This window comes from Murinocardiopsis flavida (assembly GCF_003014485.1).
Lineage (GTDB): Bacteria > Actinomycetota > Actinomycetes > Streptosporangiales > Streptosporangiaceae > Murinocardiopsis > Murinocardiopsis flavida.
The window spans coordinates 168,418-189,971 of record NZ_PYGA01000017.1; the positions used below are offsets into that span (position 1 = coordinate 168,418).

At 71.9% G+C, this 21,554-nt stretch carries 19 protein-coding genes; 7 read left to right on the forward strand and 12 right to left on the reverse strand.

Annotated elements, in window-relative coordinates:
• Positions 1 to 98 precede the first annotated feature (98 nt).
• Positions 99 to 683, forward strand: coding sequence for a Uma2 family endonuclease (locus CLV63_RS22815; protein ID WP_106585226.1), 585 nt, complete (start codon positions 99 to 101; stop codon positions 681 to 683).
• Positions 684 to 783: 100 nt separating this feature from the next.
• Here the strand turns inward: CLV63_RS22815 and CLV63_RS22820 are convergent, their stop codons facing one another.
• Positions 784 to 1,527, reverse strand: coding sequence for a class I SAM-dependent methyltransferase (locus CLV63_RS22820; RefSeq protein ID WP_106585227.1), 744 nt, complete (start codon positions 1,525 to 1,527; stop codon positions 784 to 786).
• A gap of 252 nt (positions 1,528 to 1,779) precedes the next feature.
• Here CLV63_RS22820 and CLV63_RS22825 point away from each other — a divergent pair, with 252 nt between their 5' ends.
• Together CLV63_RS22825 and galE are read left to right on the forward strand one after the other, a co-directional pair.
• Positions 1,780 to 2,754 carry a DUF4097 family beta strand repeat-containing protein gene (locus tag CLV63_RS22825; RefSeq protein ID WP_106585228.1) on the forward strand — a complete coding sequence of 325 codons (975 nt, stop codon included), beginning with the start codon at positions 1,780 to 1,782 and terminating at the stop codon, positions 2,752 to 2,754.
• A 276-nt stretch (positions 2,755 to 3,030) separates the two neighbouring features.
• A complete protein-coding gene (gene galE / locus CLV63_RS22830; RefSeq protein ID WP_106585229.1) occupies positions 3,031 to 4,044 on the forward strand; it encodes a UDP-glucose 4-epimerase GalE in 1,014 nt (337 codons plus the stop codon).
• A 3-nt stretch (positions 4,045 to 4,047) separates the two neighbouring features.
• On the opposite strand, the gene CLV63_RS22835 is transcribed toward galE, so the two are convergent.
• Positions 4,048 to 5,313, reverse strand: coding sequence for an FAD-dependent oxidoreductase (locus tag CLV63_RS22835; protein WP_106585230.1), 1,266 nt, complete (start codon positions 5,311 to 5,313; stop codon positions 4,048 to 4,050).
• A 187-nt stretch (positions 5,314 to 5,500) separates the two neighbouring features.
• Here CLV63_RS22835 and CLV63_RS22840 point away from each other — a divergent pair, with 187 nt between their 5' ends.
• Positions 5,501 to 7,063, forward strand: coding sequence for a succinic semialdehyde dehydrogenase (locus CLV63_RS22840; protein WP_106585231.1), 1,563 nt, complete (start codon positions 5,501 to 5,503; stop codon positions 7,061 to 7,063).
• 134 nt (positions 7,064 to 7,197) lie between these two features.
• On the forward strand, positions 7,198 to 8,784 hold the full coding sequence (guaA, locus tag CLV63_RS22845) for a glutamine-hydrolyzing GMP synthase (protein WP_106585232.1): 1,587 nt from the start codon (positions 7,198 to 7,200) through the stop codon (positions 8,782 to 8,784).
• Positions 8,785 to 8,856: 72 nt separating this feature from the next.
• On the opposite strand, the gene CLV63_RS22850 is transcribed toward guaA, so the two are convergent.
• Together CLV63_RS22850 and CLV63_RS22855 are read right to left on the reverse strand one after the other, a co-directional pair.
• Positions 8,857 to 11,031, reverse strand: a complete 2,175-nt coding sequence (locus CLV63_RS22850; protein WP_106585233.1) for a serine/threonine-protein kinase — start codon at positions 11,029 to 11,031, stop codon at positions 8,857 to 8,859.
• Positions 11,032 to 11,210: 179 nt separating this feature from the next.
• Positions 11,211 to 11,771, reverse strand: coding sequence for an ATP-binding protein (locus tag CLV63_RS22855; RefSeq protein ID WP_106585234.1), 561 nt, complete (start codon positions 11,769 to 11,771; stop codon positions 11,211 to 11,213).
• A 222-nt stretch (positions 11,772 to 11,993) separates the two neighbouring features.
• Between CLV63_RS22855 and CLV63_RS22860 the strand changes: the two genes are divergently transcribed.
• Both CLV63_RS22860 and CLV63_RS22865 read left to right on the forward strand, forming a co-directional pair.
• On the forward strand, positions 11,994 to 12,854 hold the full coding sequence (locus CLV63_RS22860; RefSeq protein WP_106585265.1) for a helix-turn-helix domain-containing protein: 861 nt from the start codon (positions 11,994 to 11,996) through the stop codon (positions 12,852 to 12,854).
• Positions 12,854 to 13,105, forward strand: a complete 252-nt coding sequence (locus tag CLV63_RS22865) for a DUF397 domain-containing protein (protein ID WP_106585235.1) — start codon at positions 12,854 to 12,856, stop codon at positions 13,103 to 13,105. Before CLV63_RS22860 ends, CLV63_RS22865 begins: the two co-directional genes overlap by 1 nt.
• A 392-nt stretch (positions 13,106 to 13,497) precedes the next feature.
• Here the strand turns inward: CLV63_RS22865 and CLV63_RS22870 are convergent, their stop codons facing one another.
• The 8 genes from CLV63_RS22870 to CLV63_RS22905 form a co-directional block, all read right to left on the reverse strand.
• On the reverse strand, positions 13,498 to 13,911 hold the full coding sequence (locus CLV63_RS22870) for a rhodanese-like domain-containing protein (RefSeq protein WP_106585236.1): 414 nt from the start codon (positions 13,909 to 13,911) through the stop codon (positions 13,498 to 13,500).
• On the reverse strand, positions 13,908 to 14,459 hold the full coding sequence (locus CLV63_RS22875; RefSeq protein ID WP_245928987.1) for a cysteine dioxygenase: 552 nt from the start codon (positions 14,457 to 14,459) through the stop codon (positions 13,908 to 13,910). Before CLV63_RS22875 ends, CLV63_RS22870 begins: the two co-directional genes overlap by 4 nt.
• A 213-nt stretch (positions 14,460 to 14,672) precedes the next feature.
• Positions 14,673 to 15,434 carry an SRPBCC family protein gene (locus tag CLV63_RS22880; protein ID WP_106585238.1) on the reverse strand — a complete coding sequence of 254 codons (762 nt, stop codon included), beginning with the start codon at positions 15,432 to 15,434 and terminating at the stop codon, positions 14,673 to 14,675.
• Between the two features lie 94 nt (positions 15,435 to 15,528).
• A complete protein-coding gene (locus CLV63_RS22885) occupies positions 15,529 to 16,380 on the reverse strand; it encodes an FAD binding domain-containing protein (RefSeq protein WP_106585239.1) in 852 nt (283 codons plus the stop codon).
• A complete protein-coding gene (locus tag CLV63_RS22890; protein ID WP_106585240.1) occupies positions 16,377 to 18,860 on the reverse strand; it encodes a xanthine dehydrogenase family protein molybdopterin-binding subunit in 2,484 nt (827 codons plus the stop codon). Before CLV63_RS22890 ends, CLV63_RS22885 begins: the two co-directional genes overlap by 4 nt.
• Complete coding sequence (locus CLV63_RS22895) at positions 18,857 to 19,417, reverse strand: (2Fe-2S)-binding protein (protein ID WP_106585241.1); 561 nt, start codon at positions 19,415 to 19,417, stop codon at positions 18,857 to 18,859. The genes CLV63_RS22890 and CLV63_RS22895 overlap by 4 nt, the downstream gene beginning before the upstream one ends.
• Before the next feature lie 314 nt (positions 19,418 to 19,731).
• Positions 19,732 to 19,926 (reverse strand): hypothetical protein, encoded by a 195-nt coding sequence (locus CLV63_RS22900; protein WP_106585242.1) that lies wholly within the window; start codon positions 19,924 to 19,926, stop codon positions 19,732 to 19,734.
• Positions 19,913 to 21,493: a PspC domain-containing protein gene (locus CLV63_RS22905; RefSeq protein WP_106585266.1), complete on the reverse strand. Its 1,581-nt coding sequence runs from the start codon at positions 21,491 to 21,493 to the stop codon at positions 19,913 to 19,915. Before CLV63_RS22905 ends, CLV63_RS22900 begins: the two co-directional genes overlap by 14 nt.
• Between the last annotated feature and the right edge of the window lie 61 nt (positions 21,494 to 21,554).

Here is a 21,554-nt window from a genome sequence, read left to right on the forward strand (position 1 = left end):
CCACCCTGGGTAGCCTCTCCACTCCAGGAGGTATGCGTGATATGGGCATTGCGACCGTTGAGCGGACCCCGTGCGCCGATGCTGCGGAGGAGTCCCAAATGACCGCCCATGAGACGTGGGAGCTCCTGTTGCGCGCATGGCAGGAGATCGACGTTCCGCAGGGTTGGCGGGCGGAGATCCATGGAGAGGAAATCGTCGTGGTCCCACCCCCGTCCGGTTCGCATGGCCTGATCGCTTCCGATATCCAATGGGAGCTGCGGAAACTCGCCCCGGAGGGCGGCACGGCCGTGCAGAACCTCGGCGTGCAGATCCCCGCAGTGGGCCGGCTCTACATTCCGGACCTCGTGTTCGCCATGCGGAAGGACATCCCACTCGACTCCACGCCCATCGCGGCCGCCGATCTGCTGCTGGTCGTGGAGATCACCTCCCGGGGCAACGTCGAGGAGGACCGCGACGCCAAGCGTCGCGCCTACGCCTCCGGCGAGGTCCCCCTGTACCTGCTGATCGATTCCTGGGACAAGGCCGGGCCCACTGTCACGCTGTTCTCCGATCCCGGCAGCGGCGACTACGCGAGCGCGCGCAGGGAACCCTTCGGCACGCCCGTGCAGCTCCCCAAGCCGTTCGAGGTCGACCTGGAGACCTTCGAGTTCCCGGTGCACCCCGGCGTCGCGAAGCGTCGTTGATCGGGGCCGTTGATCGGGGCCGTTGATCGGGGCCGTCGATCAGGGCCGTCGATCAGGGCCGTCGAACCGGTCAGCCGACCCAGTCCGCTGACAGCGGCTGTCACCGGCCGCCGGGGGCGTTCTTCACGATGACGTAGCGCATGTGGCGCCAGTGCGGGTCGTTGTCGAACTCCTCGGCGGCGACGACCCGTGCGCCGTTCGCCGCGGCGAGGGCCCGCACGGCGTCGCCCGGCATGGTGTGCATGCGCATCGGGGCGGGGTAGCCCAGTACGTGCCGCTGCACGAGCCGGGCGAGCGGCCGGGGTGTGAAACGCGACAGCAGGCCCACGGCGCTGCGCCGGTACAGGTCGGGGATCCCCACGACCACCGCCCCGCCCGGGCGCAGCACCCGCAGGAACTCCCGCAGGTAGCCGGCCGCCAGTTCGGGCGGCATGTGCTGGAGGACCAGGTTGCTGTAGCAGAAGTCGATCGTCCCGGTCTGGAGGCAGGCGAGGTCGGGGCGGGTGTTGTGCAGGTAGCGCACCTGTCCGGCGCAGTCGAGCCGGCGCGCGTGCACCAGCATGGGTTCGGCGATGTCGATCCCGACCACTTCGGCGAAGTGGTCGGTGAGCGCGATGCTCAGCCGTCCCGCGCCGCACCCGAAGTCGAGCGCCCGTTCCGTGGCGGGGCGCACCCCGAGCCGGTCGAGCCAGGCGACGGCCGCGTCGATCTCGGTGCGGCCGGTCTCCAGGAACTCCCGCTCGTCCCATTGTCCGCCGCGCTTGTCCGCGTGCGACAGGATCGCCCACAAGGGGTCGTCGGTGCCGAGTCGGGTCCAGTCGTCGCGCACTTCGGCAAGGCTCATCGTCGTATGCCCCCTCTGTCGCCCTGCACTGTCGCGGGCGTCCCGTTGTCGCCCTGCGCTGTCGCAGGCGTTCCTTGGTTCGAACGCAAAGCTACGGATCGGGGCGCGGCCGCACAGGAACCCCAGGGTCCCGTCCGAAGGTGGTGCTGGCGCCACCCGCGTTGGCACCCGCGCATGGTGGTGGGAGCCGGACCGGCCGCGTGAGTATGGACCCCTGCAACACGACAGCAGCACGGGAGAGGTGGCACGGGAATGGACGCCAAGGCGGGCACGGCATTCGGGCGCGGACTGCGGTCGGCGGCGCCCATCGCACTGGCCGCGCTGGGGGTGTTCGCCCTGAGCGGCTGCGGGAGTGCGGCACTGGGCGATGCCACCGAGAAGCGCGCGGACGACTCCTACGGCGGGATCACCTCGCTGGACCTGCGCAACACCGACGGAGAGACCAGTGTCACCGGCGCCGACGTCGACGAGGTGCGGGTGGAGCGGGTCCACACCTACAGCGACAAGGCACCGAGCGAGAAGATCACCGACCACGGCGGCACTCTCCGGGTCGACTCCGGCGACTGCGGCGAGGAATGGACGTTCGTCGGCGGCCGGTGCACCACGGACTACACGGTCACCGTCCCCTTCGGCACGAAGGTGACGCTGCGCGGCGACGACGGCGAGATCACCGTCGCCGACCCCCGCGCCGCCGTCGACATCAAGGCGACGGACGGCGACGTCACCCTCTCCGGCGCGGCGGGCGCCGTGAAGCTGGGCGCTGCGGACGGTTCCCTGCGGCTCGACGGCGTCACCGCCGATTCCATCGCCGCCACCACCCAGGACGGCTCGATCGACATCACCGCGAAGGACCGCCTCGGTTCCCTGGCAGCGAACGCCGAGGACGGCGACGTCACCGTCACCACCGGCAAGGAGGTCGGCAGCCTCAAGGCCGCGGCAAAGGACGGCGACGTCTCGATCGCCACCGAGGGGCGCGCCGGTTCACTCGCGGCCGACACGCACGACGGCGATGTGAGCGTCGCTGCCGGGGGAGCGTTCGGCGCGCTCGCGGCCACGACCAAGGACGGCGACATCACCGTGGACACCCCGGTGGGCGGCGGGCCCTACGCGGTCAAGACCGACACCGGCGACGGGCCGGTCGAGGTCGACGTGCCGCGGAAGAAGGGCGCGGACGCCACGATCGACGCCTCGACCTCCGACGGCGCGATCACCGTCCGCGAACGCTGATCCGCGGGCCGGACGCCGCGCGGCGCCCCTCTCCGATCACCGTCTGAGCTGCGGGTTCCCCCCGGGCGCGGATCGGTCGAAGCGGCGGCGGGGACGGGCGCCGCGCCCGCGGGAAGAACGGGCGCGGCAAGAAGATCACCGGCGCATGGCATCCGGCGGGGCCACCCCGGCGTCCTCAACCGAGTATCCGGGTTTGGTCCTACCCCAGGAAGGAGCCGACGAGGAGGGGACACCCCGCCGCCGCCCCCAGGCGCCGGCGATCTCGTCGGGCATCTGATGAACGTTCTTCTCACCGGCGGAGCCGGTTTCATCGGCACGCACACAGCGGTACGGCTGCTCGCCGCCGGACACGATGTCGTCGTGCTCGACTCCCTCGTCAACGGGAGCGCCGAAGCGGTCCGCAGGGTCGAGCGCATCAGCGGTCGGCCCGTGCCGTTCTACTGCGGCGACAGCGCCGACGCGATCCTGGTCGACAAGGTCATCGCCGATCACGGCGTCGACGCCGTCGTGCACTGCGCGGGGCTGAAGGCCGTGGGCGAGTCCACCGGGCAGCCGCTGCGCTACTACCGCAACAACCTCGACGCGCTGCTCACCCTGTGCGAGGTCATGGAGGCGCGGGGGGTGCGACGGCTGGTGTACAGCTCGTCGGCGACCGTCTACGGCGACCCCGCCCAGGTGCCCATCACCGAGGACATGGCGCTGAGCTGCACCAACCCCTACGGTGCGACGAAGCTGTTCGGCGAGCGGATCCTCGGCGACCTCGCCGCGGCCGCGCCGGAGTGGCACATCATCGCGCTGCGCTACTTCAACCCGGTCGGCGCGCACTCCAGCGGGCTCATCGGCGAGGACCCGCAGGGCGTGCCGAACAACCTGTTCCCCTACATCACGCAGGTCGCCGCGGGGCGCCGGGACCGCCTGCGGGTGTACGGCGACGACTACGCGACCCCCGACGGCACCGGGGTGCGCGACTACCTGCACGTGGACGACCTCGCCCGCGGGCATGTGGCGGCGATCGAGCACCTCGGCGCGGCGCCCGGCTACCGGGCCTACAACCTCGGCAGCGGGCACGGGGTCTCGGTGCTCGAAGCGGTGCGCGCCTTCGAGCGGGCGAGCGGGGCCGAGGTGCCCTTCGAGGTGGTCGAACGGCGGCCCGGCGACATCGCCGCCTGCTACGCCGACCCGTCGGCGGCGCGGCGCGACCTCGGGTGGACCGCCGTCAAGACCATCGACGACGCCTGCGCCGACTCCTGGCGCTGGCAGACGGCCAACCCGGTGGGCTACGGCGACTGACCCTCAGCCGCGCGGCACGGGGCGCTCGGGCGAGCGCACGTGCTCGGGGCGGATGCCGTACACCATCGACCGGGCGATGAAGGACGACCACGCCCTGCTGCCCGCCACGGCGCGCAGCGGTGCGGGGAGCGCCGCCATCCCGCCGCCGCGGAGCAGGGCGCGTTCGAGCACCTGGGTCTGGATGAGGCGCTGGATCGCCTGGGTGCCCACCGTCGGCGTCCACCGTTGCCGGCGGACCTGCGCCAGCAGGTCGGGGTTGAGCGTCCTGGTGAACCGGTCGGGGTGGCCCTGTGCGTCGTGCAGCCGCTCGGCCAGCAGGTTCGCCGTGGCGACCGCGTCCTGGACGGCGAGGTTGATGCCGACCCCGCCCACCGGTGACATGGCGTGTGCGGCGTCGCCGATGGCGAGGAACCCGGCCCGGTGCCAGGTGGGCAGCCGGTTGAGCTCCACGTTCAGGAACGCGACCCGGTCGAACGAGTGGACCTCCTCGGTGACCCGCCCGTCGAGGAACGGCAGGAGTTCCACCAGCCGGTCCTGGAAGACCTTGATCCCGTCGGCCTTGACCTGCTCGATGCCGCCCTTGGGGATGAGGTAGGCGAGCTGCCAGTAGTCGCCGCGGTCGACCGCGACGACCATGGCGCCGGAGCCGAGGCGCCCGTTCAGGCCGTCGGGGTCGTCCGGGCGGCGGCTCACTTGCAGCCACAGCACGTCGATGGGCGCCCCGAGGTTCACCGGGGTCAGCCCGGCGGCGTCGCGCAGCGCGGAGTCGCGGCCCTCGGCGGAGACGGTGAGGACGGCGCGCAGTTCGTGGCTGCCCTCGGCGTCCTCGTACACCAGGCCGCGGGTGGCGCCGCCCTCGTCGAGGAGGCCGGTGCTCTTGGCGTTCATGCGCAGCCGGAACCCCGGGTAGCGCGCCGCGTGCTCCGTGAGCATGGTGAGGAAGTCCCACTGGGGGATCATCGCGATGTGCTTGTAGCGCCCCGGCAGCTTGGCGAGGTCGCCGTTGACGAAGGGCTGCTCGGGCGAGCCGATGGTCAGCCGGTGCAGCTTGCGGTGCGGGATGCGGTCGATCTGCCCGCCGAGCCCGAGTTCGTCAAGGGTCTCCAGGGTGGACGGGTGCACGGTGTCGCCGCGGAAGTCGCGCAGGAAGTCGCCGTGCTTTTCGAGGACCGTGACCTCGACGCCCGCGCGGGCGAGCAGCAGGCCGAGCATGATCCCGGCGGGGCCGCCGCCGGATACGGCGACGGTGGTGGTCTCGTTGCGGTCCATGGAGAGTCCCTCGGAAGTGGGCGGGCGGCGCGTGCGGGTCACCTCGACATGTAATGAATCGAACGCGCCGCCCGGCCGCTTGTCCAGTGCACCGGACGTCCATTTCCGGCCGCGGACCCGCCCCGGGCGCCACACCTCGGTTACCGCCGGGTAGTCAATGGCGGGTGCTGGAATTAAGCTTCCCGGCATGGGCAACGCCACGCACACCGCCACCCTCTCCGCGGACCTCGTCGACCGCCTCACCCGGCACGTGGTCAGCGGCGGCGGCGAGAAGACCGCCACCGTCGCGCCCTTCACCGGCAAGCCGCTGGTCGAACTCCCGGTGAGCACGGCGGGCGACGTCGCGGCGGCGTTCTCCCGGGCCCGCGCGGCCCAGCGCGACTGGGCGGCGATGCCGCCGCGCGACCGCGTCGAACCCTTCCTGCGCTTCCACGACCTCGTCCTCGACCGCCAGACCGAGATCCTCGACATCCTGCAATGGGAGACCGGCAAGGCGCGCAGGCACGCCTTCGAGGAGGTGTACGACGCCGCGGCCGGCACGCTGTACTACGCGCGCCAGGCCCCGCGGCTGCTGCGCCGCAGCCGCACCATGGGCGCCGTCCCCCTGGCGACCCGCACCTACGTGCACCGGCAGGCCAAAGGCGCGGTCAGCGTCATCACCCCGTGGAACTACCCGCTGGCGCTGCCGGTGGGCGACGCCGTCCCCGCGCTCCTCGCCGGCAACGCCGTCGTCGCCAAGCCCGACACCCAGACCGCGCTCACCGCGCTGTGGGCCATCGACCTGCTCATCGAGGCCGGGCTGCCGGCCGACCTGTGGCTGCCGGTGCTCGGCGAGCCCGCGCAGATCGGCGACCCGCTCATCGAGCACGCCGATTACGTCGCGTTCACCGGGTCCTCCGCCGCGGGCGCCGCCGTCGCGCAGAAGGCCGCCGCCCGGCTCATCGGCTGCTCCGCCGAGCTCGGCGGCAAGAACCCGATGATCGTCTGCGAGGACGCCCATCTCGACAGCACCGTCGAGGGCGCCCTGCGGGCGTGCTTCTCCAACGCCGGGCAGCTGTGCATCGCCATGGAGCGGGTGTACGTCCACGAATCCCGCTTCGACGAGTTCACCGCGAAGTTCGCGGCGGCGGTGGGCGACATGACCCTCAACTCGGAACTCGACTTCTCCGCCGACATGGGCTCGCTCACCTACCAGCGCCAACTCGACCGGGTGGCGGCGCACGTCGACGACGCCCGCGCCAAGGGGGCCACCGTCCTCGCCGGGGGCCGCCCCCGCCCCGACCTCGGCCCGCTGTTCTACGAGCCAACGGTCCTCAGCGGCGTGCGGCCCGCCATGAGCGCCTGCGCCGAGGAGACCTTCGGCCCGGTCGTCTCCGTGTACGCCTTCACCGACGAGAACGACGCCGTCGAGCGCGCCAACGACACCGAGTTCGGGCTGAACGCCAGCGTGTGGACCAAGGACGTCGCACGGGGCCGCCGCATCGCCGAGCGCATCCGCGCGGGCACCGTCAACATCAACGAGGGCTACGGTGCCGCCTGGGCGAGCTACGGCGCGCCGATGGGCGGCATGAAGCGCTCCGGGCTGGGCCGCCGCCACGGCCACGAGGGGCTGCTGCGCTACACCGAGGCCCAGACCATCGCCAGCCAGCACTTCGTCGGCCTGGCCGGGCCGCCCGGCACCAGCGGGCAGATGCTCGCCAAGGCCATGACCACGGGCGCCCGGCTGATGAAGCGGTTCCGCATCCGCTGAGGAGAGCGGTCCGCGGCGCGGCGCCCCCCGCGGTCCGCCCGTGGTTCCGCGGTCGCGCGGAGCACCGCCCGCGGTGTGCTCGCGGGGTCCTAGACTGGTGGCAATCAACAACCCACCTGCGGGAAGGCCGCCACGTGTCCGTTGCCGGTGCTGCCGACAGCACGTTCGACACCGTCCTCGTCATCGACTTCGGTGCGCAGTACGCCCAGTTGATCGCGCGGCGCGTGCGCGAATGCCACGTGTACAGCGAGATCGTCCCCTCGACCATGCCCGTCGCCGAGATGCTGGCGAAGCGGCCCAAGGCCATCATCCTGTCGGGCGGTCCGGCGTCCATCTACGCCGACGGCGCCCCGCAGGTCCCCGAGGGCCTGTTCGAGACCGGCATCCCGACCCTCGGCATCTGCTACGGCTTCCAGGCCATGGTGCGCGGGCTGGGCGGCTCGGTCGAACGCACCGGGCGGTCGGAGTTCGGCCGCACCCGGCTCGACTGCGCCACCGACACCGTGCTGTTCCACACCCTCCCCGGTGTGCAGTCGGTGTGGATGTCGCACGGCGACTCCGTGGTCGAGGCGCCCGCCGGGTTCCGGGTCAGCGGCAGTACCGCCAGCACCCCCGTCGCCGCCATGGAGGACCCCGAGCGCGCGCTGTTCGGTGTCCAGTTCCACCCCGAGGTCATGCACACCGAGCACGGCCAGGCGCTGCTGCGGCACTTCCTGTACGACGGCGCGGGCTGCCGGCCCAACTGGACGATGGTCAACATCGTCGAGGAGCAGGTCGCCCGGGTGCGCTCCGAGGTCGGCGCCAAGCGGGTCGTCTGCGCACTCAGCGGCGGCGTCGACTCCGCGGTCGCGGGCGCGCTCGTGCAGCGCGCCATCGGCGACCAGCTCACCTGCGTCTTCGTCGATCACGGGCTGCTGCGCAAGGGCGAGGCCGAGCAGGTCGAGAAGGACTTCGTCGCGGCCACCGGCGTCTCGCTGAAGGTGGTGGACGCCCAGGACCGCTTCCTCGACGCGCTCGCCGGGGTCAGCGACCCCGAGGAGAAGCGCAAGATCATCGGCCGCGAGTTCATCCGCGTCTTCGAGCAGGCCGCCCGCGAGGTGGTCGCCGCGGGCGGCGCCGCCGACGAACCCGTGGAGTTCCTCGTCCAGGGCACCCTGTACCCCGACGTGGTGGAGTCCGGCGGCGGCACCGGTACCGCGAACATCAAGTCGCACCACAACGTGGGCGGCCTCCCGGAGGATCTTCGGTTCACCCTGGTCGAGCCGCTGCGCGAGCTGTTCAAGGACGAGGTGCGGCGGGTCGGCGAGGAACTGGGGCTGCCCGCCGAGATGGTGTGGCGCCAGCCGTTCCCGGGGCCCGGCCTCGGCATCCGCATCATCGGCTCCGTCACCCGCGAACGCCTCGACATCCTGCGCGAGGCCGACGCCATCGCCCGCGACGAGCTGTCGCGCGCGGGGCTCGACCGCCACATCTGGCAGTGCCCGGTCGTGCTGCTGGCCGACGTCCGGTCGGTGGGTGTGCAGGGCGACGGCCGCACCTACGGCCACCCGGTGGTGCTGCGCCCTGTCACCAGCGAGGACGCCATGACCGCCGACTGGGCCCAGGTCCCCTACGAGGTGTTGGGCACCATCTCCAACCGCATCACCAACGAGGTCCCCGAGATCAACCGGGTGACCCTCGACGTCACCAGCAAGCCCCCGGGCACCATCGAGTGGGAGTAGCCGGCGGATGACCGGGCGGGGCACGGCCGCGGCGCCGCGCCCCGCCCGGCCGCCCGCGCCGTCCCGGTGGCGCTATTCGCCGTCGAGGAGCGCGATCGCGGCGCCGGTGCCCTCCTGCTCGCAGGAGCCGATCGGTTCGCCGGGCACCTGCATGCCGAGCGGCACCCAGCCGCACTCCCACCCCTCGTAGGTGCCGAATGCGCCGCTGCCTTGGATCTCCTCGGGCGGCAGCGCGAAGTAGCCCTCCAGGACGTCCACGGCCTCCGCGCAGGTGACGCCCGGTGTCGCCGGTTCCAAGGCGATGGCCTCGTTGTTGTTCGGGGAGACCACCTCCTCGTCGCACCTGCCCGCGACGACCTCTGACGGCTTCGGCTCCGGGATCTCCACCGGTTGGTCGAAGGCCGAGTACGACACGGTGGTCTGCCGTGCGCCGATGTCGGCCCCGTCGTCGAACGCCGCCTCCGAGCGGAGCGGGAAGCCCTCGGCGTCGATCCACACGTCGAACTCCGCCGCGGCGTCGACCTGCTCCCCGGAGTCCCGGTCGACGACGGTGGCCGTGAAGGAGCCGGTGTAGTGGGTGGCGGGGGTCCCGTCGAGCTCGGTGTCCTCCTCGTGCTCGGTGATCTCCGAACCGTCGGCCATCGCCCGCAGGTCGGCGGCGATCCACTCGGGGGAGTAGTACTCCATCCCCGGCGCGGGCGTTTCGGGGTCCGGGTCCTCGCTGGTCCACCCGTCCGCGACGCGGTACACCAGGGTCTCGCCGATCCGGGCCGACCCGGTGACCGCGTCGTCGCCCTGTTCGCGCTCGACGACGATCTGGCTGTAGTCCGCGGCCGACTCCGCGTTGTACCGGTGCTCGGTCACCTCTTCGACGACGGCGTCGGGGGACTCGGCTCCGTCGAGCGTGAACTCGTCCGTCTGCCGCGCTTGGAAGCTGCGGGAGTCCGAGACGAGCCGCGCCGCCCGGTCGAGGGTCTCGGCGGGGGTCAGCGCGGTCAGCGCCCCGTAGGCGTAGTACCCGCCGCCGCCCGCTGCCCCGGCCGCGAGTGCCCCGGCGGCCACGAGCCCGGCGAGTTTGGTCCCCGCGGCCGTGGCGGCGCCCGCTGTCGCGGTCCCCGCGGCCGCCGTCCCCGCTGACCCCGCGACGGCGGCGGAACCGGCACCGCCCGCCGCTGCGCCGCCCGCGCCCGCGGCCCCGCTCGCCCCGACGGCGCCGCCCGTGCCGACGGCGCCCGCCAGTACCGTCCCGCCTGCGGCGCCGAGGACGGGGGCTGCGGCCAGCCAGAGCGCCGGCCGGTGCCACGGAGCGTCGAACCCGGTCCACACTCGCCGCAGCAGCTCGCCGAGGCTGCCGCCGGGGGAGGGCGCGGGTACCGCGTCCGCCCCGGTGCCGGGGGTGCTCTCCGCACGGGCGAGGACGGCGTGGAACGCCTCCTCGGAGCTCGGCCGGGTGCCCGGATCCTTAGACAGCGCCCGTTCCACCAGGGGCAGCAGCTCCGCGGGGACACCCTCGATGTCGGGCGGATCCTCGCGGGTCCGGCGCAGCAGTTCGCGCGCCTCGGCGCGGCCGAAGGGGGCGCGCCCCGTGGCGGCGAAGGCGACCATGCCGCCCCAGGCGAACATGTCGCCCGCGGCGGTGGGTTCGGCGCCGCTGAGGCGTTCGGGGCTCATCCACCCGGGGGAGCCGAACACGCCTTCGCCCGCCGGGGTCGAGGCCGTGACGGTGCGGGCGATCCCGAAGTCGAGGACCTTGGGGCCGTCGGGGGAGAGGATGACGTTGGCGGGCTTGACGTCGCAGTGCACGATCCCGGCGGCGTGGACGGACGCCAGCGCCTCCGCCGTACCCGCGGCGAACGCGTCGAGGACCTCCCCGGTCAGCGGGCCGAGTTCGCCGACGTGGGCCCGCAGCGTCCGCCCGGCGACGAACTCGGTGGCCATCCACGGCCGCGGCGCCGCGGCATCGGCGGCCAGGACCTCGGCGGTGCAGAGGCCGCCGACACGGCGCATCAGTTCGACCTCGCGGGCGAAGGCGGTGCGGAATCGCGGGTCGGCGGCGAACTTCGGATGCACGACCTTGACCGCGATGCAGCGTCCGGAGTCGTCCAGCGCCCCGTAGACGGCGCCCATTCCGCCCGCACCGAGGCGTCCGACGACGCGGTAGGGGCCGATGCGGGCGGGGTCGCCGCGGACAAGCGGCGCCAGCTCCGGGGGAAGCTCCGAGGCCGGGGGTGAACCAGGGGAGGCCATGATCCGATTCTCACCGGGACCCGTCCGTCACGACAGGGGTCCAGAGACGATTTCGGCACCACGGTGCGCGCAGATCCTCCGAATCCCGCGGCCGACCTCGCGGCCCTGTCGGGGCGGACGGCGTCATGCCGGGGGCGGACGGTGCCATCGGGAGAGGTCGAGGCGTTCGGTCCGTTCGCTCAGCCCGCGCGCCAGGCGCTTCCGGCCAGGTCAAAGGCGAGGTAGCACCAGACCTGGCGGTGGCTCGGGAAACCGTTGTCGCCCCAGGACGTGGACAGCGCATCGACGATGGCGAGGCCGCGCCCGGCCGTTGCGAGCGGGTCGATGTCGGGCTCGGGCACCGAGAGGTAATGGCGTTCCCGGTGGTCGTAGCGGCGACCGCCCTTTTCCCCCTCGTCACGGCAGGTGAGCGTCAGCCCGCCGGTGGAGCGGTCGACCCGCAGCGTGTAGGTGCCGCCCGGCTCACCGGATCGTGAGTGCCGGAGTGCGTTTCCGACGAGTTCGGTGCCGAGCAGGTCGAACACGTACCGGTACTCGCCGTCTCCGTGCGTGGCGCAGGACGCCAGGAACGCGTGTACCAGGGGCATGAGTACTTTCTCCCCGCGGAACTGGAACGCCCGCCGGGTGAAGGGCACCGGGTCGGCGGCGGAGTCGAAGTAGCTCTCCTTGCCCGACGGGATGAGCAGAGCGAGCGGGATAGTGACGGAGGGTAGCGGCGGGAGAATGGAAACGGCGGGCATGCGGACTCCTCGGGACGCAGCGCGGCGGCGCGCTGGCGGACAGGATGGTGCCCGCGGATCGGTCCGTTCCCAGGACGAGGAGGCGGGCGGTGCGTAGCGTGACCTGGTGGGCCGTGGAGGACGCCGTGGTCACTGCCGGATCTTCACAATAAAAGTGAATCTCACTATAGTCAATTGAAAGTAGTGAGATTTCTTGTTTTGGTGAAGGTTAGGATCATGCCCATGCAGCACCCCCGGAGCCCCTCGATTCGTCGGCGCCGCCTGTCGGCCGAACTGCGCCGCGCGCGCGATGCGGCCGGCCTCACGACGACCCAGACCGTCCAAGCGCTCGGTTGGGCCGCGGGCAAGCTCAGCAAGATCGAGAACGCCGACACGCAGACGGTCAAGGCCGCCGACCTCGACCGAATGCTGGACCTGTACAAGGTCGACGACGGAGAGATTCGCGCAGCAATGCACCAGCTCGCGCGCGACGCCAAGGAGCGGGGCTGGTGGTCGAAGTACCGCGATGTCTTCAAGAACGAGACGCTGCCCGACTTCGAGGCCGAGGCATCCAGCATCCGGACCTATCAATCGCAGGTCATCCCTGGGTTGCTACAGACGCCGAGCTATGCCGAAGCCATCTTTCTTGGCGGCAGGTATGCGGGGACGGATGAGATTCGTCGCCGCGTTGAAGCTCGGATGGCCCGCCGTGAGGTCCTGATCAGATTCACCCCTGTGCACTTGCGGGTGGTCATGGATGAGTCTGCTCTTCAACGATGCATCGGCGGGGCGGAGGTAATGACCAACCAGATCAGGCACCTGTTGCATATGGCGAAGATGCCCAACGTGGACGTCCAGGTCCTGCCGCTGAACGTGGGTGCACACGCAGCTCTGACGGCACCATTCACGATATTGGACTTTCCCAACCCTCTCGATCCCACCATCGTCTGTGTCGAGACGCTGACTGATGCGCTTTACCTTGAGCTTCCAGAGGACGTGCAGCGATATAACGTGACGTTCGGGGACGTACAGGGCTCTGCTGTGAGCACCGCCCGATCCGCCACAATCATGTCCGATGCACTTAAGGCTTTAGAGAGCGGCTGATGACCAACGTGTTGGCTTTCCGTAAGAGCAGCTACAGCGGCCAAGGCGTGGACTGCGTGGAAGTAGCCTCCATCCCCACTGGCTTCCGCAAGAGCAGCTATAGCGGCGCGGGACAAGACTGCGTCGAGGTGGCCGACGGCTCCTCCGGTGCGGCCCTGCGCGATTCGAAGTACCCGGCCGCCGGGCACCTTTCCTTCCCCACTCCCGAGTGGGACGCCTTCCTCACCGCCGCGCGGGCCGCGGAACTGTAGCGGGCAGCCCCCGGCCCTGGCGGACTGTTCGTGTGGAGGGGGCACTCACCGGCCACCGGCCGGAACATGATGGCCCCTTCCGCCCGATCACCAAGGGCGACCGTTAGCCCCAATGCCGTTGGCTTTGCGGGCGGGTGCCGCTGGTCCGGGGTGTGGCCCGGATGCACACTGGTGGTAGGTGCCGAGAGCGTCCTTCCTCACAGTGGACCTGGGCAAGGCTGCCGGGAAGCCTGCGCAGCAGCGCAGGCTTCCCGGCAGCCTGGCTCCTGTCCCCTGGGGTCAAGGACGCCCTCGCTCCCGGGTGCCTGCGTCCGCTGCTGCGCAGCGGCAGCCCTTCTATCGCCCAGGTCGGTGAACACGCCTTCGTTCCCGTTAATTCAACGGCATTGCGGTCAGCCCTCGGTGTCCTCTGTCACCGGCAGGCCAGCGGCGGCCCAGGCGCGGAAGCCGCCGATCAGGTCCGTGGCCCTGGGCAGGCCCATGTCGATGAGGGCGGCCGCGGCGAGGCTGGAGGCGTAGCCCTCGTTGCAGAACACGATGACGCGGCGGTCGGGGTCGTCGGCTTCGGGGATCCGGTCGGGGCTGGTGGGGTCGAGCCGCCACTCCAGGACGTTGCGGTCGACGACGAGGGCGCCGGGGATCACGCCCTCCGCGCGCCTGTTGTGCACGGGCCGGGTGTCCACGAGCAGCGCACCGGCGGCGGCCGCTTCGTGTGCCTCGTGCGGGCCGACCCGGTGCAGTGCGGTGCGGGTGCGTTGCAGGAGCCGTTCGACGGCGCTCGCCGTCCGTTCGCCCTGGGCGGTCACCGGGTGGTCCCGGTGCGGGAGGGGACCGCGTCGAGGGTCGGGACATCGGGCTCGGGGTCGTGGGTGAGGACGCTGTGCGTCCGCCGCAGCGCCCCGGCGTCGTCCACCCTGTAGTAGGACATGGCGGTGAGCGGCGGCGAGTAGGCGTGCACGCTCACCGCCGGTGCGCTGCGGGTGTTCACCACGTCGTGCACGTAGCCGACGGGGAATCCGACGCTGCGCCCGGTGGCGAGGGCGCGGTCGCGGAGCCCCGAGGGGCGCCATACGCGCTCGGTCAGGTCGCCGTCGACAACGGTCAGCGCGCCGAGTGAACCGGCGTGGTCGTGGAGCAGCGTGGACTGGTCCTCGGTCCAGGTGATGAGCCACACGTCGGCGTAGGTGTGCGCGTGCAGCCGGACGGACCAGCGGTTCTCGGCGTCGAACCGGACCTCGTGCAGGCCGGCGCGGACGTCGGCCGCGGTGTCGCGCGTGAGTTCGACAAGGGCGTCGAGGGTCAGCGGGGTAGGCGCGTGCCCGCGCGCGCGGGCACTGGTCGGGGCGGTGGTCAAGGTGCCTCTCTCGGGTCGCCGGTTCCTGATCAGTGGGATCGGGTCCGGCGACATCGCCGAGCGGGGGCACCGCCTCGGCCTCCCCTGTCGATCACGGTAGTGACGCGCATGGAGGCCAGTTAACCATATTCCCTACAAGAAAAGTATGACTTGATGCGTGTGTCCAGAGGATAGCGGCGCGGTCGTCGGCGCCGGTCTCCGTGCGGACACCGTTCAACGGCGATTGCGCCGCCCGAGCAGCCAGCGGAGCAGCAGCAGCGCGAGCACCACCGCCACCGCCGCGGGGACGACCCGTCGCACCACCGCTCCGCCCGCGACGTCGAAGAGGTCGAGCGAGTCGTCGCGGCTCGCGCCGGTGCGGTCGGCCGCGACCGGACGGCGGCCGTCCGGCGACGCGCCGCTCGCTGCCCCCGTGCTCGCCGCCACCGCTCCCGCCGCTCCCGCCGCCGGGACGGCAGCCCCGGCCGGCGCTGGAGCCGCGGCGCCGTCGTCCGCCCCGCCGTCCGCGCCCTTGTCCGCGCTGGTGTCGCGCCCCAGTTCCGCCGCGAGGTTCGCGGCGAACCGGTCCACGAGCTTCGCGCTGACGTCGGCCATGACCCCGCGGCCGAACTGGGCCACGCGGCCCGTCACGTTGAGGTCGGTGTCGACGGTGACCCGGGTGCCGTCGCCCTCGGCGCTGAGGGAGGCGGTGACCTTCGCCGCCGCGGTGCCCGAACCGCGCGCCTCCTTGCCGTTGGCGTCCACGGCGACCGAACGGGTCGCGGCGTCCTTGTCGGTGAACCGGGCCTCGCCGCGGTAGGTGACCGTGATCGGGCCGACCTTCACCTTCACCTTGCCGGTGAAGGTGTCGCCGTCGACCGAGTCCAGCGAGGCCCCCGGCATGCACGGCGCGATCCGTTCGACGTCGAGCAGCACCTCCCACGCCTCGTCGACCGGGACCGGAACGGTGAACTCGTTGTGCAGTTTCGTCGCCATCGCTGTGCCTTCCGCTCGCACCCCGCCGCGCGCATGGCGGGGTGGGCGCCCCGTTCCGGGGCGCCCACTTCTGCTGCCAGTGCCGTGGATCCGATCAGATGCCCGCCGCCGCGGCGAGGGCGCGGCCGGTCAGCACCCGGGACAGGTGCCGCCGGTAGTCGGCCTGGGCGTTGACGTCGCTGGGCGGCGCGGACTCCGCGTCGGCGACGTCGGCGGCCCGGCGCAGAGCGTCGCGCTGCGCCGGCACGCCCGCCACCGCGGACTCGACCGTGCGGGCCCTGATGGGCGTGCTGCCCATGTTGGTCAGGCCGACACGGGCCTCGGCGACCGCGCCGTTGTCGCGCCGGACCGCCGCCGCGACACCCACCACCGCCCAGGACTGCGCGGTCCGGGTGAACTTCTCGTAGTGGAACGTCCAGCCGTCGAGCTTGGGCACCCGCACGCCGGTGAGGACGTCCTCGGGTTCCAGCGCCGTGGTCAGGTAGTCGGCGAAGAACTCCGCGGCGGGCACGGCGCGGTCGCCGTCGGGCCCGGAGATAAGGAACTCCGCGTCCAACGCCAGTGCCACCGCGGGCAGGTCGCCCGCGGGGTCGGCGTGCGAGAGCGACCCGCCGATGGTGCCGCGGTGCCGGACCGCAGGGTCGGCCACGGTGCCCGTGGCCTGCGCGATCAGGGCCGCGTGCGCCGCGATGAGCGGATCGCGGACCACCTCGTAGTGCGTGGTCATGGCGCCGATCCACAGCGCGTCGCCTTCGTCGCGGACGCCGCGCAGCTCGTCCAGGCCGCCCAGGTCCACGACGACATCGGGGTAGGCCAGCCGGAACCGCAGCAGCGGCATCAGGCTCTGCCCGCCGGCCAGGACCTTGGGCTCCTCGCTCTCGGAGAGGACGCTGACCGCCTCGGCGACGCCGCCGGGTTTCACATAGTCGAAGCGTGGCGGGATCATCGCCGCGCCCCCTCTCCGTCGTCGGGGCCGCCGTCCACCCGGGCACCCGGTGGCGCGGTGTCGGCGGAGTCGGCGGCGAGGCTGGTCGCCGACCGCACCTCACGCCCGTTCTCGCCGCCGTTCGGACGCGCCTCGTGCAGCGCCCGCCACACCCGTTCCGGGGTGCAGGGCATGCGGACGTCGTCGACCCCGAGCGGGCGCAGCGCGTCGACGATGGCGTTGACCACCGCCGGGGTGGACGCGATCGTCCCGGCCTCGCCGACGCCCTTGGTCCCCAACGGGTTGGTGGTCGACGGGGTCACGGTGCGGTCGGTGGTGAACTCGGGCAGGTCGGCGGCCGACGGCAGCAGGTAGTCGGCCATGGTGGAGGTGACGAGGTTGCCCTCGGCGTCGTGGACGGCCTCCTCGAACAGCGCCTGCGCGATGCCCTGCGCCAGCCCGCCGTGGACCTGGCCCTCGACCAGCAGCGGGTTCACGACGGTCCCGACGTCGTCCACCGCGACGTAGGAGCGCAGCGTGACCGCCCCGGTCTCGGTGTCGACCTCCGCCGCGCACAGGTGGGTCCCGTGCGGGTAGGAGAAGTTGTCGGGGTCGTAGGTGGAATCGGCGTCGAGCGACGCCTCGACGCCGTCGGGCAGGTCGTGCGCAGCGAACGCCGCGAGCGCCAGCTCCTGGATGGTCGCCGCCGGGCCGGCGCTGCCCCGGACGGTGAACCTGCCGCCGCTGAACTCCAGGTCGTCCTCTGCCGCCTCCATCATGTGCGCCGCGAGCACCTTGGCCTTCTGCACGACCTTCTCGCAGGCGTGGACGACCGCGGTGCCGCCGACCACCAGCGAGCGCGAACCGTAGGTGTCCATGCCCTTGGGCGACACCCGGGTGTCGCCGTGCAGCACCTGGACGTCCTCGAACGGCACGCCGAGCTGGTCGGCGACGATCTGGCTCCACGCGGTGTCGTGCCCCTGGCCGTGCGGGGTCGCGCCGGTGACGACCTCGACCTTGCCGGTGGGCAGCATCCGCACCGACGCGTGCTCCCAGCCGCCCGCGCCGTAGGACAGCGAGCCGAGGACCCGCGAGGGCGCCAGCCCGCACATCTCGGTGAACGTCGAGATGCCGATGCCGAGCTGCACGGGGTCGCCCGACTCGCGCCGCTTGGCCTGCTCGGCGCGCAGCGCGTCGTAGCCGAACAGCTCATAGGCCCGATCGGTCGCCGCCTCGTAGTTGCCGGAGTCGTAGGTGAGCCCGGCGATGGTGGTGTACGGGAACTCCTCGTGCCGGATCCAGTTGCGGCGCCGCAGCTCCATGGGGTCCATGCCCAGTTCGGCCGCCAGCTCGTCGAGGATCCGCTCGATGGCGAAGGTCGCCTCGGGGCGGCCGGCGCCGCGGTAGGCGTCGGTGGGCACCTTGGTGGTGAACACACCGGTGCAGTTGAACGCGTAGGCGTCCATCTTGTAGATCGCCGGGAACATGAACGCCCCGAGGATCGGCACACCGGGGGTGACGAGCATCAGGTAGGCGCCCATGTCGGCGAGCAGGTCGACCTTCAGGCCGCGGATGCGGCCGTCGGAGTCGGCCGCGATGGCGATGTCCTGGATCTGGTCGCGCCCGTGGTGGGTGGTCTGGAAGCCCTCGGAGCGCGCCTCGGTCCACTTGACGGGTTTGCCGAGCCGCTTCGCCAGCAGCAGCGCCAGCACCTCTTCGGCGGTGACCTGGAGTTTGGACCCGAACCCGCCGCCGACGTCGGGCGCGATGACCTGGATCTTGTGCTCGGGGATCCCGGTGGTCATCGCCAGCATCAGCCGGAGGATGTGCGGGATCTGGGTGGCCGACCACAGGGTGTACGAGTCGCCGTCGGGCTTGCACAGCACGGAGCGGGGCTCCATTGCGGCGGGGATCAGGCGCTGCTGGCGGTACCGCCGGGTGACGACGGTGTCGGCGCCGTCGAACGCCGCGCCGACGTCGCCGGCCTCGAACGGCCACAGGAAGGACTTGTTGGTGCCTTTGGACGCGTGGACGAGGTCGGCGCCCTCGGCGAGTGCCGCCTCCATGTCGAGGACGGGCGGGAGCGCCTCGAAGTCGATCTCGATGGCCTCCAGGGCGTCGGCGGCGGCGTAGGAGTCGCGTGCGACGACGCATGCCACGGCCTCGCCGACGTAGCGGACCTCCTCGACCGCCATCGGCGGGTGGTCGGGCAGGACGATGTCGGCGGTGACGGGCCACGCGCACGGCAGGCTGCCCTGCTCGGCGGCGAAGTCGGCGCCGGAGAAGGCGGCCACCACACCGGGCAGCTCCAATGCCGCCGAGACGTCCACGCCGGTGATGCGGGCGTGGGCGACCGGGCTGCGCAGGAACGCCACGTGCAGCAGGCCGGGCTGGGTGAGGTTGTCGGTCCAGGAGGTCTGCCCGGTGACGAGCCGGGCGTCCTCCTTGCGCAGGCGCGCCTGCCCGAGCTGGACCGACGGGGTGTCGGGTGTCGCGGTCATGACGCCGCACCTCCGCTCGCCGCGTGCGCCGGCGCCGCGGGTTCGGCGTCGGCCTGGCGGGGGACACCGCCGTGTGCGGGCGCCGCGGTCTCGGCCCGCATGGCGGCCGCCGCGCTGCGCACGGCCCGGACGATGTTGGCGTAGCCCGTGCAGCGGCACAGGTTGCCTTCGATCCCCTCGCGGATCTCCGCGTCGGTGGGGTCGGGGTTCTCCCTGATCAGGTCGATGGTCGCCATGATCATGCCGGGCGTGCAGTAGCCGCACTGCAAGGCGTGGTTCTCGTGGAAGGCGCGCTGGACGGGGTGCCATTGCCCGTCGGTCGCGAGCCCTTCGACGGTGGTGATGTCGTGCCCGTCGGTCTGGACGGCGAGCACCGAGCAGCTCTTCGCGGAGAGCCCGTCGAGCAGGACGGTACAGGCTCCGCAATTGGTGGTGTCGCACCCGACCGGGGTGCCGACCTTGCCCAATTGCTCCCGCAGATAATGGACGAGGAGTCGGCGGGCTTCGACCTGATCGTCGTAGCGGACGCCGTCTACGGTCACGCGGATTTGTGGCATTAGTGCTTAGACCTCCCGAAGTAGCGGCCTCGGTACTACCGGCAGAGGTAAGCACAAACGTAGATGACGAGTCCGGCACCACACCAGGCCCGCAATCGGGTAAATTCAATAATTGACCGGATCGAGGAAGGTCGGCCTACTTCCGGTAATCAGTATTAACACTGAGATGACCGGAATTCAATTCCCGCGATAATCCATAGTGCGGTGCTTTTAACGCCAATTGGGGCGAGTGTGACGCTGGTCACAATGTGCTCAGCGACGGCAACGCCCGCCCCGCGGCACGGACGCGCCCGTGTACGGGCCGCGCACGCGGGTCAGGGGCGGTGATCGCGGGTGCGGGCCAGGGCCCGGGCCACGCCGACGATACCGAGGCCGATGGCGAGCACCGGCAGAATCCACAGGGCGTCGAAGCCCCAGTGCGTGGAGCCGCGCACCACGAACGCCAGCCCGAGGCCCACGAACAGCAGCCCCGCGATCAACGACCCCCAGTCGGTCTTACGACGAGACACGTCGCACCTCCACTTCTCCGCCATAGGAACGCAGGTTCATGACCAGGGTCGGTGGGTCCTGCCCGTCGCCGCCCTTCTGCTTCGTGGCCTTCGCGCCCTTTGTGGCCTTCGCGCCCGCCTTCGCGCCCGCGTCCGCCTTCGCGCCCGCCTTCGCGCCCGCGTCCGCCTTCGCGCCCTTCGCCGGGAGCGTGCGGGCGACGTCCAACCCGGTACCGACCCGCTCCTGCCCGTCGATGGAGATGCCGCCCACCCGCACCATGCTGCGGATCCGCACCTCAGCGGTGTCGGGCACCCGCACGTTCATGACGCCGAACCGGACATCGGCGTCGACCTCCACCCGCTGACCGGGCTTCAACGGGACCGCGGTCAGGTCCAGCACGGCGTCGCCGCTGGTGAGTTCGTAACCCTCCTCCGCCTCGGCGACGGTCGCGGGGCGCCAGCTGCCGTCGCCGAACCGCAGCGCCGTGACGTCGACCGTCGCGACGATCACCAGCAGCACCGACAGCAGCGCCCCCAGGAACGTGAGGCCGCGCGTGTTGCCGAACCACGCGCCCACCACCAGCGTCGCACCGACCGCCGCCGTCACCCAGCCCACGACCACCGGACCGGTCTCCGGGCCGACAAGCGCCGACCAGGGCACGTCGAAGGCGTACACGGCGACGACCACTGTGGGCAGCAGGACCCAGCACAGCAGGCTCGCGAGGGGGAGGCCGCTGCGGCGCCGCTCCTCCTTGCGCCGCCGCCGTTGCTCCTTCTCCTGCTTCCGCTCGGCGTGCCGGTCGGCCGCCCGCTTCCGGATCGCCTCCGCCATGCCGCCGGGGTCCCACGGATCCCCGCGGTCGTCGGGATCCCCGTCGTCGTCCGGATCCTCGGGTTCCGCCGGATCGCCGGGGCCGCCCGGCCCGGCTCCGTCCGGCGGCGCGCCCCGCGCGGCGCCGCCGACGACGGCCAGGTCGATGGGCCCCACCGGCGCCTGCGCCCACGGCTGCGCCGGGTTGTAGTACGCCGGTTTCGGCGCGGGCGACGGGGTGGTGGGCGGCGGCTCGCTCGACTTCAGCAGCCCCGGCAGGTCGCGGGCGAGCTGCCGGAGGTCGACCCCGCGCTTCTGCGCCACGAACAGGGCGAGGATCAGCGGGGTCGACAGCACCAGGGTGCCCCAGCTGAACCCGCCGACAAGGCTGAGCGCGGTCGCCACCGCGAGGCCCAGCGTCAGCAGCGCCAGTACCGCGCGCGCCGGCAGCCGGCGGTTGAGCAGCTGCTCCATCATCGCCGGGCCGCCCGAGGAGTCGCGCATCATCATCCACGCGCCGATGTAGAGCCACAGCCCGGTGCCGCCGGCCAGGGCGGTCACGCAGAACGCCGCGCGCCACACGACCGGGTCGACCCCCGTGAAGCGGCCGAGCCCGGCGCTCACGCCCGTGACCACACCCATGGTGTCGTCCTTGCGGAGGGCGCGCTCCTCGACCGCCTCCGAGGACGGCGGAGGCGGCGAGTCGTGCTGGGCGGCGTCGGGCCCGCCGCCGGTCCGGCCGTCGTGGTGAGCGCCGGACTCCTGCTGCTCGCTCATGTCCCCCATACTGGCCCCCAACGTGCGCCGATGCATCGGGGACGACCCTGAACACACCCTG

What these genes read in the sequence shown, in the direction of transcription:
- CLV63_RS22840 (WP_106585231.1), top strand. Translation starts at nt 5,501, where the DNA reads ATGGGCAACGCCACGCACACCGCCACCCTCTCCGCGGACCTCGTCGAC.
- CLV63_RS22850 (WP_106585233.1), bottom strand. Translation starts at nt 11,031, where the DNA reads ATGGCCTCCCCTGGTTCACCCCCGGCCTCGGAGCTTCCCCCGGAGCTG.
- CLV63_RS22835 (WP_106585230.1), bottom strand. Translation starts at nt 5,313, where the DNA reads ATGGACCGCAACGAGACCACCACCGTCGCCGTATCCGGCGGCGGCCCC.
- CLV63_RS22855 (WP_106585234.1), bottom strand. Translation starts at nt 11,771, where the DNA reads ATGCCCGCCGTTTCCATTCTCCCGCCGCTACCCTCCGTCACTATCCCG.
- CLV63_RS22890 (WP_106585240.1), bottom strand. Translation starts at nt 18,860, where the DNA reads ATGACCGCGACACCCGACACCCCGTCGGTCCAGCTCGGGCAGGCGCGC.
- CLV63_RS22815 (WP_106585226.1), top strand. Translation starts at nt 99, where the DNA reads ATGACCGCCCATGAGACGTGGGAGCTCCTGTTGCGCGCATGGCAGGAG.
- CLV63_RS22825 (WP_106585228.1), top strand. Translation starts at nt 1,780, where the DNA reads ATGGACGCCAAGGCGGGCACGGCATTCGGGCGCGGACTGCGGTCGGCG.
- CLV63_RS22895 (WP_106585241.1), bottom strand. Translation starts at nt 19,417, where the DNA reads ATGCCACAAATCCGCGTGACCGTAGACGGCGTCCGCTACGACGATCAG.
- CLV63_RS22880 (WP_106585238.1), bottom strand. Translation starts at nt 15,434, where the DNA reads ATGGCGACGAAACTGCACAACGAGTTCACCGTTCCGGTCCCGGTCGAC.
- CLV63_RS22905 (WP_106585266.1), bottom strand. Translation starts at nt 21,493, where the DNA reads ATGAGCGAGCAGCAGGAGTCCGGCGCTCACCACGACGGCCGGACCGGC.
- galE (WP_106585229.1), top strand. Translation starts at nt 3,031, where the DNA reads ATGAACGTTCTTCTCACCGGCGGAGCCGGTTTCATCGGCACGCACACA.
- CLV63_RS22865 (WP_106585235.1), top strand. Translation starts at nt 12,854, where the DNA reads ATGACCAACGTGTTGGCTTTCCGTAAGAGCAGCTACAGCGGCCAAGGC.
- CLV63_RS22885 (WP_106585239.1), bottom strand. Translation starts at nt 16,380, where the DNA reads ATGATCCCGCCACGCTTCGACTATGTGAAACCCGGCGGCGTCGCCGAG.
- CLV63_RS22860 (WP_106585265.1), top strand. Translation starts at nt 11,994, where the DNA reads ATGCAGCACCCCCGGAGCCCCTCGATTCGTCGGCGCCGCCTGTCGGCC.
- CLV63_RS22820 (WP_106585227.1), bottom strand. Translation starts at nt 1,527, where the DNA reads ATGAGCCTTGCCGAAGTGCGCGACGACTGGACCCGACTCGGCACCGAC.